The organism is Patescibacteria group bacterium, from assembly GCA_041651355.1.
In the GTDB taxonomy this organism is placed as follows: domain Bacteria; phylum Patescibacteriota; class Patescibacteriia; order Patescibacteriales; family UBA12465; genus JAPLVX01.
Map to the genome: position 1 here is coordinate 732,210 of JBAZJK010000001.1, position 16,132 is coordinate 748,341.

14 protein-coding genes, 3 tRNA genes and 1 rRNA gene are annotated in these 16,132 nt (G+C 42.6%); 8 read left to right on the forward strand and 10 right to left on the reverse strand.

Annotated features, from left to right (window positions below):
* On the forward strand, nucleotides 1–294 hold the full coding sequence (locus WC441_03690) for a hypothetical protein (protein MFA5163604.1): 294 nt from the start codon (nucleotides 1–3) through the stop codon (nucleotides 292–294).
* Here WC441_03690 and WC441_03695 read toward each other — a convergent pair.
* The 9 genes from WC441_03695 to WC441_03735 form a co-directional block, all read right to left on the reverse strand.
* Nucleotides 228–1,493, reverse strand: a complete 1,266-nt coding sequence (locus tag WC441_03695; protein ID MFA5163605.1) for an O-antigen ligase family protein — start codon at nucleotides 1,491–1,493, stop codon at nucleotides 228–230. The genes WC441_03690 and WC441_03695 overlap by 67 nt on opposite strands.
* Nucleotides 1,480–2,406, reverse strand: a complete 927-nt coding sequence (locus WC441_03700; GenBank protein MFA5163606.1) for a hypothetical protein — start codon at nucleotides 2,404–2,406, stop codon at nucleotides 1,480–1,482. The genes WC441_03695 and WC441_03700 overlap by 14 nt, the downstream gene beginning before the upstream one ends.
* 14 nt (nucleotides 2,407–2,420) lie before the next feature.
* Nucleotides 2,421–3,521, reverse strand: a complete 1,101-nt coding sequence (locus WC441_03705; GenBank protein ID MFA5163607.1) for a DNA recombination protein RmuC — start codon at nucleotides 3,519–3,521, stop codon at nucleotides 2,421–2,423.
* 150 nt (nucleotides 3,522–3,671) lie between these two features.
* Nucleotides 3,672–4,076 carry a large-conductance mechanosensitive channel protein MscL gene (gene mscL / locus WC441_03710; protein ID MFA5163608.1) on the reverse strand — a complete coding sequence of 135 codons (405 nt, stop codon included), beginning with the start codon at nucleotides 4,074–4,076 and terminating at the stop codon, nucleotides 3,672–3,674.
* Nucleotides 4,077–4,118: 42 nt separating this feature from the next.
* Complete coding sequence (gene gyrA / locus WC441_03715) at nucleotides 4,119–6,701, reverse strand: DNA gyrase subunit A (protein ID MFA5163609.1); 2,583 nt, start codon at nucleotides 6,699–6,701, stop codon at nucleotides 4,119–4,121.
* Nucleotides 6,702–6,715: 14 nt separating this feature from the next.
* Nucleotides 6,716–7,144, reverse strand: a complete 429-nt coding sequence (locus tag WC441_03720; protein MFA5163610.1) for a hypothetical protein — start codon at nucleotides 7,142–7,144, stop codon at nucleotides 6,716–6,718.
* Between the two features lie 16 nt (nucleotides 7,145–7,160).
* On the reverse strand, nucleotides 7,161–7,775 hold the full coding sequence (locus WC441_03725) for a nucleoside-diphosphate kinase (GenBank protein MFA5163611.1): 615 nt from the start codon (nucleotides 7,773–7,775) through the stop codon (nucleotides 7,161–7,163).
* A 24-nt stretch (nucleotides 7,776–7,799) separates the two neighbouring features.
* Nucleotides 7,800–8,444, reverse strand: a complete 645-nt coding sequence (locus WC441_03730; GenBank protein ID MFA5163612.1) for an MBL fold metallo-hydrolase — start codon at nucleotides 8,442–8,444, stop codon at nucleotides 7,800–7,802.
* A 183-nt stretch (nucleotides 8,445–8,627) separates the two neighbouring features.
* Nucleotides 8,628–9,524, reverse strand: coding sequence for a hypothetical protein (locus WC441_03735; protein MFA5163613.1), 897 nt, complete (start codon nucleotides 9,522–9,524; stop codon nucleotides 8,628–8,630).
* Nucleotides 9,525–10,175: 651 nt separating this feature from the next.
* Here WC441_03735 and WC441_03740 point away from each other — a divergent pair.
* The 3 genes from WC441_03740 (at nucleotide 10,176) to WC441_03750 (ending at nucleotide 12,973) form a co-directional block, all read left to right on the forward strand.
* Nucleotides 10,176–11,654: ribosomal RNA gene (locus WC441_03740) — 16S ribosomal RNA — on the forward strand.
* A gap of 247 nt (nucleotides 11,655–11,901) precedes the next feature.
* Complete coding sequence (locus WC441_03745; GenBank protein ID MFA5163614.1) at nucleotides 11,902–12,477, forward strand: hypothetical protein; 576 nt, start codon at nucleotides 11,902–11,904, stop codon at nucleotides 12,475–12,477.
* On the forward strand, nucleotides 12,455–12,973 hold the full coding sequence (locus tag WC441_03750; protein ID MFA5163615.1) for a hypothetical protein: 519 nt from the start codon (nucleotides 12,455–12,457) through the stop codon (nucleotides 12,971–12,973). The genes WC441_03745 and WC441_03750 overlap by 23 nt, the downstream gene beginning before the upstream one ends.
* Before the next feature lie 67 nt (nucleotides 12,974–13,040).
* On the opposite strand, the gene trpS is transcribed toward WC441_03750, so the two are convergent.
* Nucleotides 13,041–14,024 carry a tryptophan--tRNA ligase gene (trpS, locus tag WC441_03755; protein ID MFA5163616.1) on the reverse strand — a complete coding sequence of 328 codons (984 nt, stop codon included), beginning with the start codon at nucleotides 14,022–14,024 and terminating at the stop codon, nucleotides 13,041–13,043.
* Nucleotides 14,025–14,139: 115 nt separating this feature from the next.
* On the opposite strand from trpS, the gene WC441_03760 reads away from it, so the two are divergent.
* From WC441_03760 to WC441_03775, 4 genes are all read left to right on the forward strand, one after another.
* Nucleotides 14,140–14,210, forward strand: a tRNA-Pro gene (locus WC441_03760).
* A gap of 14 nt (nucleotides 14,211–14,224) precedes the next feature.
* Nucleotides 14,225–14,297 (forward strand) — tRNA-Ala (locus WC441_03765).
* A gap of 14 nt (nucleotides 14,298–14,311) precedes the next feature.
* Nucleotides 14,312–14,382, forward strand: a tRNA-Pro gene (locus tag WC441_03770).
* A gap of 166 nt (nucleotides 14,383–14,548) precedes the next feature.
* Nucleotides 14,549–16,132 (forward strand): LCP family protein, encoded by a 1,584-nt coding sequence (locus WC441_03775; protein MFA5163617.1) that lies wholly within the window; start codon nucleotides 14,549–14,551, stop codon nucleotides 16,130–16,132.

The following is a 16,132-nucleotide window of genomic DNA, read 5'->3' on the forward strand; positions in this document are numbered from 1 at the left end:
GTGAAAGAGATAAAGAATAAAAAATATAATATCAAACCGGTCACCCTGATTATCCATGATGAGGCTAGCGTTAGATTTCACGTTAAAAATGATGACTATTTCGGCACGATTGCGACCGTTCTTAGCTTGATAAAACAAGACTGCAAAAAATCGGCTAGGATGAACCAGTCACAAACTCTCAAAATTCTTGGAAGATTAGAAAAAGACTTGTTATTCCTGCAAAAAAATTACCAAATCAAAGCTAAAACTAGCCAAAAAAAGATAATACCAAAAGGCAGGCTCCAAAGCCAATGATCAAAAAACATGAGTACCGCTAAAGCCACAATAAAACCAGCGCCAACTTCAGTCGCGCTGGTTTTTTTCAAGCTATAAAACAACCAAAGTGCGAAGGCCGCAAAGCCGAACACGCCGATTTCCGCCCAAGCTAAAATAAAAACATTATGGACTGGTTGCGGATAGGATTCTTCATCCCCTAAATTAGCCACGTAATTACCGCGCCCGATTCCGAAGTAAGGTCGCTGCCTGATCAGATTAGCGGCTTGATATAAATATGTCTGCCTTTCATTAATTGATTTTTCTTCCAAGCGCCCTGAGGCCTGCCAGCGGTTAAACCAGATTTCCCTAAAAGGAAAACAGAGAGCCCCGCATAAAACCAAGGACAAGAAAGCTAAGGCGGCCAACTTAGCCAGATTATTCCAGGCTTTCTTGGTGATATAAAAAACGGCGAATATAAACATGGCGGCTAGATAAGCTAAAAGCGCCGCCCGAGAAAAAGAAAATAATAAGGCGCTTAAGCCCAGGAAATAGGCCAGCCAAAAGAAAAGACTGGAGCGCCACCGGCTTTTACTGCCCCGGTCAGGCAAATTGATGATATAGTAAGCTGACAGCAATAAGACAAATACCATGACTCCGCCCAGAATATTAGGATGATCGAAGCCACCATAAGCCCTCAACCAACGGCCGAAGGAGCTTTCAACAACAGAAGCCCCCGGTAATCCAGAGTCATGGAAACTCAAACCGAGGTATTTGCAGGCCCAAGTAGTCTGTAATAAAAACTGACTGATAGCTAAGATCGCTTGCAAGCTTAAACTAGCTAAGAGACCGACGACTATCTTAAAACGGCTTAGATTTATCCCCTTATCCTGAAAAAATAACCATAACCCGATTCCTAAAATGAACAAAAGATAATAATTCCAAGCTAAGAGCTTATCAGACGCGAAAAAAATAGAAATTAAAGTAAATAGATTCCAAGCTAATAGTAAATAAACCGGCAAACCAATTCCCTTGATTGATAGTTTCCATCTAATCTGTCCGTATTTCAATTTATAAACAGCAAAACAAAGCAATAAAATAACCAGAACAGATTCCCAAACATACAAGCTAATCTCGTTATAATTAGAGAAGCTAGGACGCAAAATTAATTTAGTTTGCCAAGGCAAAAGAAAAACTGCTAAATAGCTTAGATAGACAATGATTCTCTTAAGCGCTCCCATATTTTTTTATTTTATCCCAAAATTTGTTTCTTAACTCTTCTCGCCGATCCGAGAGATAAAGCTTAATAACCTGATCGCTAATTATCACTCGGCTATCTTGGTTCATTATCGACTTTAAAGCTCGAGGCATTATCTTAATCTGCCAACGACGAGCCAAGCTTTCCCAGCTAGAGAAAATCCTGCTATCGGGAAAAAGCTTAAGTGGTCTCAACTGGCGCCTCGGACTGGCTTGCGGCCAGATAAAATTAGGAAAAATTAACCTGAGCCAGTGGTTGGCGCGGATAAATTGATTATAGACTCCCGATTGATCGTAAATGGGCACTAAACCCGCCAACCAATAGTTAAAATAAAAATCATTTTCGTCTAGACGGAAGCTTTTTAAATCCAAGTTAGTTTCACTGACATAGAAGCTTAGGCAGATCTTATCCCGTTTAGTCTGGGAATTGGGCCGCAAACGCAAAATCTTGGCCAAACCAGCGCAAAATAATCTAGACAGCCAAATCCGGCCAGGTGAGGTGATGACAAACAAATCGATATCGCTACCCTCGCGCAGATTGTGGGCGCCAATCAGATTAGCTACCGCGATCATCCTGACAAAAGGCAGGAGGCGGAACCAAGCCGACACCCTGAGGGCAATCTTCAATTTCCGATCCGTATAATTATAGCGGGCCAAGCGTAAACTGATGATATCTTCGCGACCAGATAAAAAATAAAAACCATTTTTTTCCTGCCAATCGGAGACGGCTGAGCTGGAATTTAAAAACACCAACAAATCGCCCAAATCGATCTTTACTGTTAAATATTGCCAAATCTCATAAGCAGTCAGGGGATAATCAAACAAATCAAACCAGGCCAAAACTTTTACAATGGCCGGCTCTAAATCATATTGATTACTACCAAGATTATCTGCCATAAAAAACGATGACCCTACTGCCCTTTAGGCCTTTCAATCTGCAGGGCTTCGACCCGGCTGTCTCCTCCAGTTATTTTCATGATATCCTTATCCATCTTTCGGAATTCCAGGTAAGCGTTATTATAATGATTAACCGTGGTAGACATGCTCAGACCTAATTTTTTCAAGAATTCCTCGTAGCTCAGCATGTGCTTCCCTAATTTTTCGATATTAGCCTTTATCTCCTTAGCGCTCTCTTCTATCTTCATAGCTTTCAAACCCTGTAAAACAGTCTGCAGATATGCTAGGAAAGAAGTCGGAGAAACGATAATAACTTTTTTGTCGCGATAGGCGTACTCGATCAGATCTCTCGTGTTAACTTTGACCGCGCCAACCTTATTGATCAATAAGTCATAGTAAATCGCCTCGGATGGTATGAACATGAAAGCGAATTCCATGGTTTTTTTGCCTGGTAGTATATACTTCGAAGTTTCATCGATCCGGTTTTTCAAGTCTTGCTTGAAATTCTGCTCTAATTTTTCTCTAGTCTCCCTATCTTTCGCGTCTAGGATCCTCTCATAATTCTCCAGAGAAAACTTAGCGTCGATCGGAATAAGCTTGTCTTTAACAAAAACGACTGCATCCACTATCAAGTCCTTGCCGCTGCGTTCATCCTTGCCTAATTTATACTGCATCTCATACGAATTAGGCGGCAGGACATTCTTTAGGGTTTCTTCTAAAAAATATTCCCCCAGGACTCCTCGCTGTTTCGGGTTCTTGAGAATATCCTGCAAATTCTGAAGCTGAGCGGAAAAATTAACCACCTGTTTGTTAGTCTCATCTAATTTGGTCAACTTCTCGGTCACTTCCGATATTAGTTTAGCTGACTGACCAGTAATACTCTGAATGATCTGGGTTGTCTGCCCGAATTGTGCTTGGCTCGCCTTATGCGTTTCCGATAACTTGCGATCTAACTCTTGGCGTAATTCCCGATTCTGTTCATTAAGCTGATTAAGCTTCTCTGCTAGAACAACTAATTTTTCAGTATCCCCGCTGCCCTGCTTACGTAGCAATAAAAAAATAATAACGACAATACCCAGGATCAAAAGACTGAATAATATAAAGCTTGCTTCCATATAATTGATATTTTATTAATAATAGCAATACTATTATAGTATAGACCCGCCTTTTGATAAATATTGCCGAAGTCTTGTTTCCGTGATGACTGACAGCAATAAAAAAATCCCTAGGATTCCGTCCAGGGATTTTTTTTAAATATATATCTTCTATTTCTTCAGTAAATCTCTAATTTCAGTCAATAACTTTTCTTGTTTGCTTAATTCCGGTTCCTTGGCCGGGGCCTCGGGCTCTGGTTTCAAGCGCCTCAATCTCATTAGCAGTTTGATGGCGATGAAAATGGCCGCTGAAATCACTAGGAAGTCGAAAATATTCTGCAGGAAAACACCTAAATTCATAATAATTGCCGGGTGACTGTTAGTGGCAGCTTTGAGGGAAACTTTAATATCGGTGAAATTAACCCCACCGATCAATAAGCCCAAAAGCGGCATGACGATGTCAGCTACTAAAGAGGAAACGATCTTGCCGAAAGCGCCACCGACAACGACTGCCACGGCCAGATCAACCACGTTACCCCGCATTATAAAGGCCTTGAACTCCTTAATGAATTTCATATGATTTAATATACAATATTTTTAAAAAGCCTTCAAGGATATTTATGCCCAGGTGACGCTAGCCACCCTATCCTTCTCTTCCTTAAACCTCATAATCCTCACCCCTTGGGTATCGCGGCCCAAAACACTGATAGATTTGAAGGGGAGGCGGATCACTTGGCCTTTTTCGGAAATAATAATCAGATCTCTATCCGCCATGCTTTCAGCATTAATAAGGAAGGCGTTAGTCAGGTCTCCTGTTTTATCAGTCACTTTAGCGGTCTTGATGCCGCTGCCGCCACGACCTTGTACTTTATATAAAGCAAAGTCGCTGCGCTTGCCGAAGCCGTGAGCCATGATGGTAAGTATCTGGTATTTCTTTAATTTATCCTTATCCGCTGTCTTGGCTACACCCATCCCGATAACCCGGTCATCCTTTTTCAGCCTGATGCCATGGACACCAGCGGCTCCACGGCCCATATCACGGACATCTTTTTCAGCGAAACGAATGGCTTGGCCATGAGCGCTAACCAGCTGGATATGGTCACTACCGCTGGTCGGCTTAGCCCAAATCAGCTTATCATCATCCTTGATCTTAATAGCAATCAAACCGCTCCGACGGACATTAGAGAAAGCCCCTAAATCGACCTTCTTCACCAAACCCTTTTCAGTGGCAAAAAATAAATACTTACTGCTTGATAATTTATCCAGAGGCAAAATCGAAGTAACTTGTTCACCGCTGGTTAATTGTAAAAAATTAACTATCGGCGTCCCCTTGGCGATACGAGAAGCTTGAGGTATCTCATAAGCTTTCAATTGGAACATCCGACCCTTAGTAGTAAAAAATAGAATGTCATTATGAGTAAAGGTGGTAAACATGAATAAAACCGAATCTTCCTCTTTGGTGGTTAGACCGATTACTCCTTTGCCTCCCCTGGCCTGGACTTTAAAGATATCAGATTCAACCCGCTTAATGTAACCATCCCTTGTCATCATGAATAAGGTTTCTTCGTTCGGCACTAAGTCTTCCATATTGAATTCCTTAACGCCATGACTGACCACCTGGGTGCGGCGCTCGTCTCCGAACTTCTCGCCTAAAGCCTTGATTTCGTCCTTGATGATTCCCCTAATTCTAGCTACTGATTTAAGAATCGCCTCTAATTCCTTGATTAATTTCTGTTTCTCTTTCAATTCTTCTTCGATTTTTAACCTTTCCAGGTTCGCCAAGTTCTGCAAACGCATTTCTAAAATCGCGACTGCTTGGCGTTCAGATAATTTGAACTTTTTGATTAAATTATTTTTAGCCTCCTCTTTGTCCTTGGAAGCCTTAATGGTCTTGATAACAGCGTCGATATTCTTTAAAGCGATCATTAATCCCTCTAAGATATGAGCTCTTTCTTTGGCTTTATTCAAATCAAACTGGGTGCGGCGCCTGACTACTTCTTCGCGATGCTTAATATACTCTTCGAGTATCATTTTCAAAGTCAAAACCTTGGGCTGTAAACCATCGATCAGGGCCAAGGCATTAACATGGAAAGTTTCTTGGAGCTGGGTATGCTTATATAAACTATTTAAAATCTTTTTCGGATAAGCATCTTTTTTCAAATCCAATACGACCCGGACCCCATCCTTATCCGATTCATCCCTTAGATTTTTGATACCCTCGATCTTTTTATCTTTAACTAGGTCAGCGATCTTCTCTACCAGAGTCGCTTTGTTGACCTGGTAGGGAACCTCAGAAATTACAATCTGATAAGCTTCGCCCTTGCCTTCGACTATTTCGGCGCGACCGCGCATAACGATACCACCTTTGCCGGTAGCATAAGCGCTCAAGATGTCCTTCTGATTATATATAATGCCGCCTGTAGGAAAATCGGGGCCTTTGACGAACTGCATCAAATCCTCGATAGTCGCCTCTGGGTTATCGATCAGGTGGCTGACAGCCGCTGTCAATTCTCTTAGATTATGAGGAGGAATATTAGTAGCCATACCGACTGCGATACCCATTGTGCCGTTAAGGAGTAAATTGGGCAATTTAGCCGGCAAGACTCGAGGCTCTTGCTGTGAGCCATCAAAATTAGGAGAAAAATTAACCGTATCCTTATCAATATCAAACAACATCTCTTCGGCTAAAGCGGCTAGCTTGGCTTCGGTGTAGCGCATGGCGGCCGCACTATCGCCATCCATAGAACCGAAATTACCCTGACCGCGCACCAAGGGATAGCGCATAGCGAAATCTTGAGCCATTCTGACCATCGAATCATAAACAGCGCTATCGCCATGAGGATGGTATTTACCTAAAACCTCGCCGACCACCGTTGCTGACTTTCTGAATTTGGAGCTCGATCTAAGGCCAACGCTCCACATCGCATACAGAATGCGCCGATGAACGGGCTTGAGTCCGTCACGCACGTCTGGCAAAGCCCGGGAAACGATGACACTCATAGCATAATCTAAATAGGAGCGGCTCATTTCCTCAACGATCGGCTGATCCTGGACCAAGCCATAGGCTGTATGTTGGCGAGAATTGCCATTACCGTTATCAGGAGAATCAGAATCTGCTTCATTTAAAAGTGCCGCCTCGGTCTCGAGATTGCTTTTAGTCTCTTTTTCTTTCTTAGAAGACTTCTTGTCTGGTTTAGACATAGATCAATAGTAATTTACTTATTTTTCTTATTAGCATTTATCTTAGCTTCTATAAGCTCCAGAGAGCTTGAGGCATCAATATTGTCTAACGTGTTCAGCGCCTGGTTAGTTGGTAAGCCGGTAAGCACTGGGGCTTGGTCAGCCGTTCTTTTTAAATTTACCTCTTCAACTAACTTATCAAGCACCGGAGCGGCCGCCTGAGCAATTTGTTTATTCTTTGCCGCCTTAAAATCCTGAGTCACCTGATTGAAGGTGGTGCTAAAATCCTCTTTAATCTGCCCCCAATCAAAATCTTCTTTTTCCGAGCTGCTCTCATAGTTGAATTGAAAAACATTTTTCAGGTTTAGGGAATAGAAAACGAGCAACAAGCCCAGGAAAGAAATTAGGCCTAAGCTGAGTAAAAATTTTTTCTTCTCAGGGGCTGAATTTTTAGAGCGGGGCATAATAATCAAAAAGTTATTATTCCTTTAAGCCATCAAGATTAATATCGTATAGGATTTCTTCTGCAATCAAGCGATAGCTAAGAATCTCTTCCGGCTTAAACCATAAAGCTATCTCTCTTTCCGCCTCGTCAGGATGATCAGAGCAGTGGATAAGGTTGCGGACGGCCCGGTTATCAAAATTAGATAATTCATAAGTATCAAGGGTAAAATCACCCCGGATGGTTCCAATGTCGGAAGTGGCAGGTTCGGTACCACCAACTAACTTTTTAATGATAGATACTGCTTGGTTTCCCTCCCACACCATCGCCACCACCGGACAGGCAGTCATAAATTTAACCAAGCCGCGCACGATATCCTTGCCATATTCGCCGGCTTCTTTCTCGACCGGGAGATTGGAAGCCTGAAGATTAGCTATGAATTTAGCACCTTTTTCCTGGAACCATTTATCGTCCTTATTATAATGAGCCCAGCATTGATCTTCGTTCGCTTGGACTAATTTCATCGCCATCAGCTTCATGCCAGACCGTTCTATCCGCTTAATCAATTCGCCGATCAAGGAGCGTTGGATAGCGTCCGGTTTAAGGATAACGAAAGTTCTCTCTTTTTTAGGATGGGAAATATTCTGTGCCATAATTTTGTAATTTATAGTAATTTTTTAAATACTTAGTATAACCAACTCCATATCTTCGCTCGGCAATTCCTTCTTAGAAATCTTTAATTTCTCTTCATAGGTTGGAGCCACCCCTAATTCCTTAACGAATTTATCCACGCCTTCGACGTCTATTTTTGAATCCTTGGTCTTATAGTGCATCGGGATGACTAAACGCGGTTCTATTTGAGAGATAACCTCTACCGCCTTCTTAGCGTCCAGTGTATACTTCCCACCGACCGGAATTAGAAGGATGTCAGTGCCGGCTAATCTCTCCAATTGGGCATTATCTAGAACTTGCCCCAGATCACCTAAGTGGACTATAGAAATATCATCCATCTCAATCCGATAGATGATATTATCGCCCCTCTCTTTCCCCTCTTTATCGTCATGATAAGAAGCGATGCCTTCTACCATTACTCCTTTGACATCATATTCGCCGGCCGAATCTATAATGAAAGGTTGCCCGCGTAAAGCGCTGGAATTATTATGGTCGTGATGATCGTGGGAAATGGTTACTATGTCGGCCTCAAAATTAGGAACCTTCAAACCAACTTCTTTACTGAAGGGATCAGTTACGACCGTCAAGCCGTCTGGCCCAATTTTATCCTGGATTTTAAAGCAAGAATGCCCCTGCCAAGTAATAATCATAATGTTAAAACAATAAAAATAGGTCACTAAAACCTTACGATTATTATAACAAGGCTGGGGCCTAAAGTCAATTTAAAAAATACCGGCCAAAGCCCCCTTTTAACGAAAAAGAGCGCCTATTTCCAAATGGTTATCCATTTGTCATAGACGCTCTGAGTAGGGCGAGTTAATAAGCTTTAGGAGTTACTCCTGCACAATGTAGGCTTTTGCCTGATCTTTTTCTGTTACCCGTATCACCGGATCCTGCGGAGTAACAATCTTCTCCAAATTGGCACGGCGCTTCAAGCCATCTTCGCCATAAAATTCTATGACAAAGTTTTGAAAGCCGTAACTCAGCTGAAGTTTTTTCTTACATCTGCCTCCAGGGGAGATGGCGTAGCCCGAGAAGATTCCGTTTGTAATAACAAACTTTGTCTTCGTATCATTATACATATAGAGCTTCGTTTTATCCCTCATGGCTATCCCAAAATCTGAGTTCTTAACATCAAGGACAACCATGTCCTGAGTTATAATCCTGGTCACAACAATTTGGCGGAGTTGTTTGTTGTCAGCTGTGTCGGTAAAGATGATAGGGAAATTAAGGACGCCGGTTGAAACCGTTATAGAAAACTTGGACGTATCCAAAGGCTGGATAGCCACGTTCTTGAATGGTCCCGACAGGGCGGCAAAGGCTTTATCTGACCCGTTAAACAATTTTAGGTTGACCTGGGTGCCAGAATTATCTGCCGGCTGACTGCTTGGCAAGTTAGAAACTACAGGGTTTTCGGGGCGGGCAGGAGCCACCGTTTTAACATAGGTGTTAACCAGGCCACTGCCCGTTTTTTCCAACACAATCTGGCAATCTCCTGCCTTCTTAGTGATGGTGGTTTTTTTGAGAGCGTCGCCCTCAACATACATAATATTCAGAGTGACCTCCTGCTCGCAGCTGAGGCCGGGAAGGGTTGTAACTTCGCCGCTACGAGCGACGACTTTGTTTACCTGGACCATTTTGATCCCCTTTACGGTTACCGTCACCTGAGCGACAGCATAATTAGCCAGAATCCCAAACAGGACTACGGTGGCAATAACGAACGATTTCATAGTGTTCTTCATGTTACTGGTTTTATTTTTTGTTTCTGATTATTCTGATTATGCGGTAATTTTGCCAAAGGCAAAAAACTAATGGGGTTTATATATAGGAGGCTTCTAAAAGCTTATTGTCTTCAATTTTAAAGGTACTATTTTGACCTTCAAATTTAGCATACTTTATTATTTTTGTCAATGTTATAATGCATAATCTAGAATATACAGAATATATTTGCTAATAATAAATAAAATATCGCTATTTATTAATACCGGTTTAACGATTTCAACAAGCGTATAAGGATGAAGAGAAAAACTCCTCTCTTTTCTCTTCTTTCCCAATCTTTTAAGGGTCTAGATCATGATTTATAAAAATATAAAAATTCCCTTGACATGGTTTTTAAAATAATATAATATATGGTTATTAAAAATAAAACAGAATAAATCTATAAAAAACAAGATATTTTCATGTATCTCTGTTTTTTTCTAACTTTATTTTTAAGATCATTAAAAAATGAATTTTGGTGAGAACCCAGGAAAAATCCTGGGTAATCAAATTGTGATGCTAATCGGCATCAATTCGGATAACAAAATTTTTATCTGTTTCTGAAACAGATTACTATATAAATGCGTAAGCATTTATCAGGAGCTAACCTGATCAAAAACTTTTAACAAGAGAGTTTGATCCTGGCTCAGGATGAACGCTGGCGGCGTGTCTAAGGCATGCAAGTCGAATGCTTAGCTTGCTAAGCATGGCAAACGGGAGAGTAACACATTGATAACCTACCCCTAAGACGAGAATAACCTTGCGAAAGCGAGAATAATACTCGATGGTATTAAAGGACATATGTCTTTTAATTAAAGTTCCGGCGCTTAGGGAGGGGTCTATGGCCTATCAGCTTGTTGGCGGGGTAAAAGCCCACCAAGGCTACGACGGGTATGGGGTGCGAGAGCATGGCCCCACTCACTGGGACTGAGACACTGCCCAGACTCCTACGGGAGGCTGCAGTCAAGAATCTTCCTCAATGGACGAAAGTCTGAAGGAGCGACGCCGCGTGTATGAAGAAGCCCTTCGGGGTGTAAAGTACTTTTATCAGGGACGAATCAATGACGGTACCTGATGAATAAGGGGCTGCTAACCTCGTGCCAGCAGCAGCGGTAATACGAGGGCCCCAAGCGTTATCCGGATTTATTGGGCGTAAAGCGTCCGTAGGTGGTTTATCGCATCTCCTGTTAAATCTCGAGGCTCAACCTCGAGTCTGCGGGAGAGATGGATAAGCTAGAGACCGGAAGAGGCAAACGGAATTGCTGGTGTAGGGGTTAAATCCATTAATATCAGCAAGAACACCAAATGCGAAGGCAGTTTGCTAGGACGGTTCTGACACTCAGTGGACGAAAGCGTGGGGAGCGAATGGGATTAGATACCCCAGTAGTCCACGCTGTAAACGATGGTCACTAAGCATTGGGAGTATCGACCCTCCCAGTGCTGCTAATCTAAGGTAACCCGTTAAGTGACCCGCCTGGGGAGTACGAGCGCAAGCTTAAAACTCAAAGGAATAGACGGGGACCCGCACAAGCGGTGGAGCATGTGGTTTAATTCGACGATAAGCGAGGAACCTCACCAAGGTTTGACATGTAGCTGCAAGGCCTGGAAACAGGTCCGCCTTCGAGGGTGCTACACAGATGCTGCATGGTTGTCGTCAGCTCGTGTCGTGAGATGTACCGTTAAGTCGGGAAACGAGCGCAACCCTGATCCTATGTTTTATATGTCATAGGAGACTGCCCGTTTTAAATGGGAGGAAGGTGGGATGACGTCAAATCAGCATGGTTCTTACACCTTGGGCAACACACGTGCTACAATGGGAGGTACAGAGGGATGCCAAAGCGCAAGCTGGAGCCAACCCCTAAAACCTTTCTCAGTTCGGATTGAGGTCTGCAATTCGACCTCATGAAGCTGGAATCGCTAGTAATCGTGGATCAGCTATGCCACGGTGAATACGTTCTCGGGTCTTGTACTCACCGCCCGTCAAGTCAAGGGAGTCGGCAGTACCCGAAGCCCCTTCTAAAGGGTCTAAGGTAAGGCTGGTGACAAGGACTAAGTCGTAACAAGGCATCCGTAGCGGAAGCTGTGGATGGATCACCTCCTTTCTAGGGAGAAAATTTTTCTTCTCCACGTGGGAAGAAAAATAGTCGACATTATTAGTCGAAAGACTAGTGGTGAAAACCGAGTTGGTGCCGATTAGACTCATAAAACAAAATTCATTTTACAAAAAACAAGCTTTTCAGGCTTGTTTTTTGTTTCCCTCCCTAGCTTGACAAAAATTCATTTAAACACTAAATTAAGAGCACAAAAAACTGATCTTTAAAACATATATTAATAACCAAACCCCACCCCATGAAAGAAAATTATTGGAAACCGCCGCTAGCTTTTGCCTGCGGACTAGCCATTGCCCTAGCTTTCTGCCTAGTTAAGCTACCAGAAACGCAAATTACTTCAGCCCCACATTTACAAATAATTATCCTCCCTTACCTATTCCTGTATATTATCATTAATCGTTCGCCCGAACTTAAGTCTTACGGACCGCCATTCTTAGTCTTGGCAACCCTAATGACATTGGGGAGTGATATCATCGATGGCGAACGTGGCTGGGCAATCTTCCAATTCATATTCGTGGTGCTGGCCATAACCATGATGGTCAACCTCGATTATAAAGAATTATCGAAGAATAAAAAGCATGCCTTTTGGCTGCCAACGGTAATTTTGGCCGAGCTAGCTTTAGTCCAATTCAGTATTAACGGACAGGGAAAGATAGTGATCGCTATTTCAGCCATAACCCTACCATTGATCACAAGTGCGATTGAATATGCCAAACAAAAATTTAATCGAGCCAGCCTGTTTGCCAAAAGTAATGAAAAAGATGATACAAAAAACCAAAACCTCACTAACCATGAAAAATTTTCTGCTTCTTAGCCTCTTTCTGGCGGTAGCGAACCTTGAGGCGCAAATCCTGCCAGATATCGAAAGTTTTGACGGCGCAATCTTAAGGAGTGTGCCGGCACTTAAAAAAGCAGCGCAGAAAGAACTGCGATTTGCTTCCTTGGTGGCCGGTTTTGAACAATTCTCTGTTTCTGAAAATAGAGCTATCGGCGGACCAATGTTTATCATCTCTGGCTCCGCTTGCCAAATTTCCATTTTCTGCGGCAGAAACAAGGCTCGTGATGAATGGATAGAAACTGATTATTCCACCCTGAAAAGAGTGGGTGATTTCTATGTCGTCATTGAAACCGATGAGACGGAAAACATATACTGGCGAGACAGGCACGGCAACGGCTACTTCATCATTTATAATGAATTCGGGCCCATTATTTTTAATGGCGATAGCTACTCCCTGATGAATGAAAACGAGGTAAAAGCATTAAAGGAGAACGTAGCTAATATCCTAAAGATCATCCGCAATGGCACCTAAACTTCTTTTTATAAACACAAACAAAAAAGTTCCTGACTTAAGCCGGAACTTTTTTTATTTTCTAAACCTAGATTAAACCGATTGCCTTTTTCACCTGGATCAACTTCTGGCTAGCCACTAGCTTGGCTTGTTTAGCCCCGGATGCCAGAATCTTTTCTGCCTGTTTATCAGAAATCATACTATACCTCTTCTGAAATTCGGACATGAACTCAAGCGTCACTACAGCTAGATCGTGTTTGAAATCACCATAGCCGTGGCCAAAATATTTTTTTTCTATCTCTTTAACACTGAGTCCGCTGAGCAAAGAATATATGCTTATGAGATTAGAGATGGCCGGCTTGTTCTGGCGATCATATTTTATTTCGCTACCCGAATCGGTCACGGCTCGCATGATTTTCCTCTTAATAACTTCCGGGCTGTCAGTAAGGCCCAAAAAATTAGCTGGGCTATCGGCGCTTTTGCTCATTTTTTTACTAGGGTCATCAAGCCCCATAATCCTAGCCCCTTCTTTCCTGACTTTATAGTCTGGGACCTTGAAAGTGTCCTGAAAATCATTATTGAAACGTTTGGCTAAATCACGGGCTAATTCAACGTGTTGAATCTGGTCATCTCCGACCGGCACTAAATCTGCATTATACAGGAGAATATCAGCCGCCATTAACACTGGGTAATCAAAAAGGCCCACCGAAACATTTTCCCCATGTTTCAAGGATTTATCTTTAAATTGAGTCATTTTCTTCAGGTCGGAAACCCGGGCGCTAGTGCAATTTAAAATCCAAGCTAGCTCTGTATGTTCCGAGACTAAAGATTGTTGGAAAATAACGGATTTTTTGGGGTCAATCCCGGCAGCTAAGTAGATCTTGGTGAGCTCAAGAATTTTTTTGCGTAACTCTTCAGGATTTTGCTTAACGGTAATCGCGTGGTAATCTACGATGCAAAAAAAACAATCATACTCTTTCTGCAGGTCTACCCATTGAGTAATAGCTCCTAAATAATTACCGATATGCAAGTGCCCGCTAGGCTGGATGCCGGAAAAGATAATTGGTTTCATATATTTATACATTATATCTCCTATTATCATAATTTAATTGCCTGGTTTTGGCAAACCTGCTAATCGAAATATAAGTTGAAAAAATAAAAGGATTGTGTTAATTTAAAAGCATTCTCGGGGTGTAGTATACCGGTAGTACGCATGCATGGGGTGCATGTAGACCGGGTTCAATTCCCGGCACCCCGACAAATAGTCGCAAGGGGCTTGTAGCTCATCTGGTAGAGCGCTGCCTTCGCATGGCAGAGGTAAGGGGTTCGATTCCCCTCAAGTCCACAGAATCTAAAATACGGGCTGTGGTATAGTGGTATTACGCACGCTTCGGGTGCGTGTAATCCCGGTTCGATTCCGGGCAGCCCGACTGATAAAAAAACATTTTTCTTCCAAAAAAATGTTTTTTTATTCCTAAAATTTTTATAAAATCCGGTAGAAAAGTAATTTGCCAAAAGCTAATTTTACTCCTATAATATCTAAGTGAAACTTAGATGAATTCAAAACTAACGGGTTTGAATTATTTTTTATTATTTATGATAGATTTCAAACAAAAAATGGAAGAAGAGCAGAAGCAAGCTAATCCTGGCTATGATCCAGAATGGGAGAAACTTTTAGCCGCCAGTAAAAAAAGACGGAGACTGATTACTTATATCATCGCTTTAGTCGCCATCGGCATTATCTTTACAGGTAGGGTTATTATGTCTAGCCAAAGCGCTAGCGGCTGGTTTGGCGAAAATTCCTGGTTTGGAAAATTAAAACATCTAACCGGCATCTCTGACAATAAATTAAAAGGCGAAGAAGACGACCGGGTCAACATTCTTCTGCTTGGCATGGGCGGCTCGAACCATGAAGGCGGATATTTAACCGACACGATCATGCTCGCGAGCCTAAAACCATCGACCGGGCAAGTCGCCTTAATTTCCATTCCGCGTGATCTCACTGTACCGATAGGGAATTCCGGCTGGAGAAAAATCAATAATATCAATGCCTTAGCCGAAGCTAAAAATCCAGGTAGCGGTAGCCAGGCAAGCATCGATGCCCTCAGCGATCTCCTAGGCATACCGATTAAATATTACGTTAGGGCTGACTTTGCTGGATTCGTCGAGGTAATCAATGAATTGGGAGGTATCGAAGTTAATGTCGAAAACGTTCTTAACGACTATGAATACCCCATCATGGGCCAAGAAGATAACCCCAACTATTACGCCCGCTATGAACATCTTTATATACCGACCGGCCCGCAAAAAATGGATGGAGAGCTAGCCCTAAAATATGCCAGAAGCCGTCATGCTGCCGGAGCAGAGGGTTCGGACTTCGCCCGCTCCAGAAGGCAGCAGCTGATAATGGAGGCGGTTAAGGAAAAACTATTATCCCGCGACAATCTACTCAAACCAGTAATGATCGCTAAGATTATCAATCAATTGGAAACCCATATAAGCACTAACTTAGAAATCTGGGAAATGGTCAGGCTCTGGGATCTCACGAAGAATATCGGCCGCGATAATATCATCAATAAAGTCATCGACAACAGCCCGGATAGCTTCCTGATCGACTCTCGAGGTGAAGACGGCGCCTATATATTAGTGCCGCGCAGCGGAAATTTCACCCAAATAAAGAATTTCGTACAGAATATATTCGGTGATAATAATTCTAAGGAAGATGGGACGGATATCGGCCTTAATAATTTTATTAAAAGCACTGGCCGACAAAAATCTACCAGCAGCTCTCGGGTGGAAGTAATGAACGGGACTTGGATTAGTGGCCTAGCCGGGCAAAAAGCCGGACTATTAAAAGAATCTAACTTTAAAGTCACTAAGGTTGGAAACGCCGCTGCCCGCGATTACACTAAGACCCTCGTCTATGATCTAAGCTATGGCAAAAAAGATGCCGATCTCAAGCTGCTCATCAGCTTAACCGGAGCCGAACAAGCCTTTGATTCTCCAGATTGGCTATCTGCCTATACCATCACCCCGGCCAGCTCCAGCCCGGAGAACATCCAAGATGTAAGCACCAGCAGCCTTATGCTTGCCACCAGCACCGCCAGCAGCAGCCTAGATATTAATAAAGACATACCGGATTTTATCCTCATATTAGGTTCATCTTCAACTAACTATTAA

Coding starts and splice junctions, on each gene's coding strand:
- WC441_03705 (MFA5163607.1), bottom strand. CDS start 3,521: ATGGAAGCAAGCTTTATATTATTCAGTCTTTTGATCCTGGGTATTGTC.
- gyrA (MFA5163609.1), bottom strand. CDS start 6,701: ATGTCTAAACCAGACAAGAAGTCTTCTAAGAAAGAAAAAGAGACTAAA.
- WC441_03745 (MFA5163614.1), top strand. CDS start 11,902: ATGAAAGAAAATTATTGGAAACCGCCGCTAGCTTTTGCCTGCGGACTA.
- WC441_03700 (MFA5163606.1), bottom strand. CDS start 2,406: ATGGCAGATAATCTTGGTAGTAATCAATATGATTTAGAGCCGGCCATT.
- WC441_03695 (MFA5163605.1), bottom strand. CDS start 1,493: ATGGGAGCGCTTAAGAGAATCATTGTCTATCTAAGCTATTTAGCAGTT.
- WC441_03720 (MFA5163610.1), bottom strand. CDS start 7,144: ATGCCCCGCTCTAAAAATTCAGCCCCTGAGAAGAAAAAATTTTTACTC.
- WC441_03725 (MFA5163611.1), bottom strand. CDS start 7,775: ATGGCACAGAATATTTCCCATCCTAAAAAAGAGAGAACTTTCGTTATC.
- WC441_03730 (MFA5163612.1), bottom strand. CDS start 8,444: ATGATTATTACTTGGCAGGGGCATTCTTGCTTTAAAATCCAGGATAAA.
- trpS (MFA5163616.1), bottom strand. CDS start 14,024: ATGAAACCAATTATCTTTTCCGGCATCCAGCCTAGCGGGCACTTGCAT.
- WC441_03735 (MFA5163613.1), bottom strand. CDS start 9,524: ATGAAATCGTTCGTTATTGCCACCGTAGTCCTGTTTGGGATTCTGGCT.
- WC441_03750 (MFA5163615.1), top strand. CDS start 12,455: ATGAAAAATTTTCTGCTTCTTAGCCTCTTTCTGGCGGTAGCGAACCTT.
- WC441_03775 (MFA5163617.1), top strand. CDS start 14,549: ATGATAGATTTCAAACAAAAAATGGAAGAAGAGCAGAAGCAAGCTAAT.
- mscL (MFA5163608.1), bottom strand. CDS start 4,076: ATGAAATTCATTAAGGAGTTCAAGGCCTTTATAATGCGGGGTAACGTG.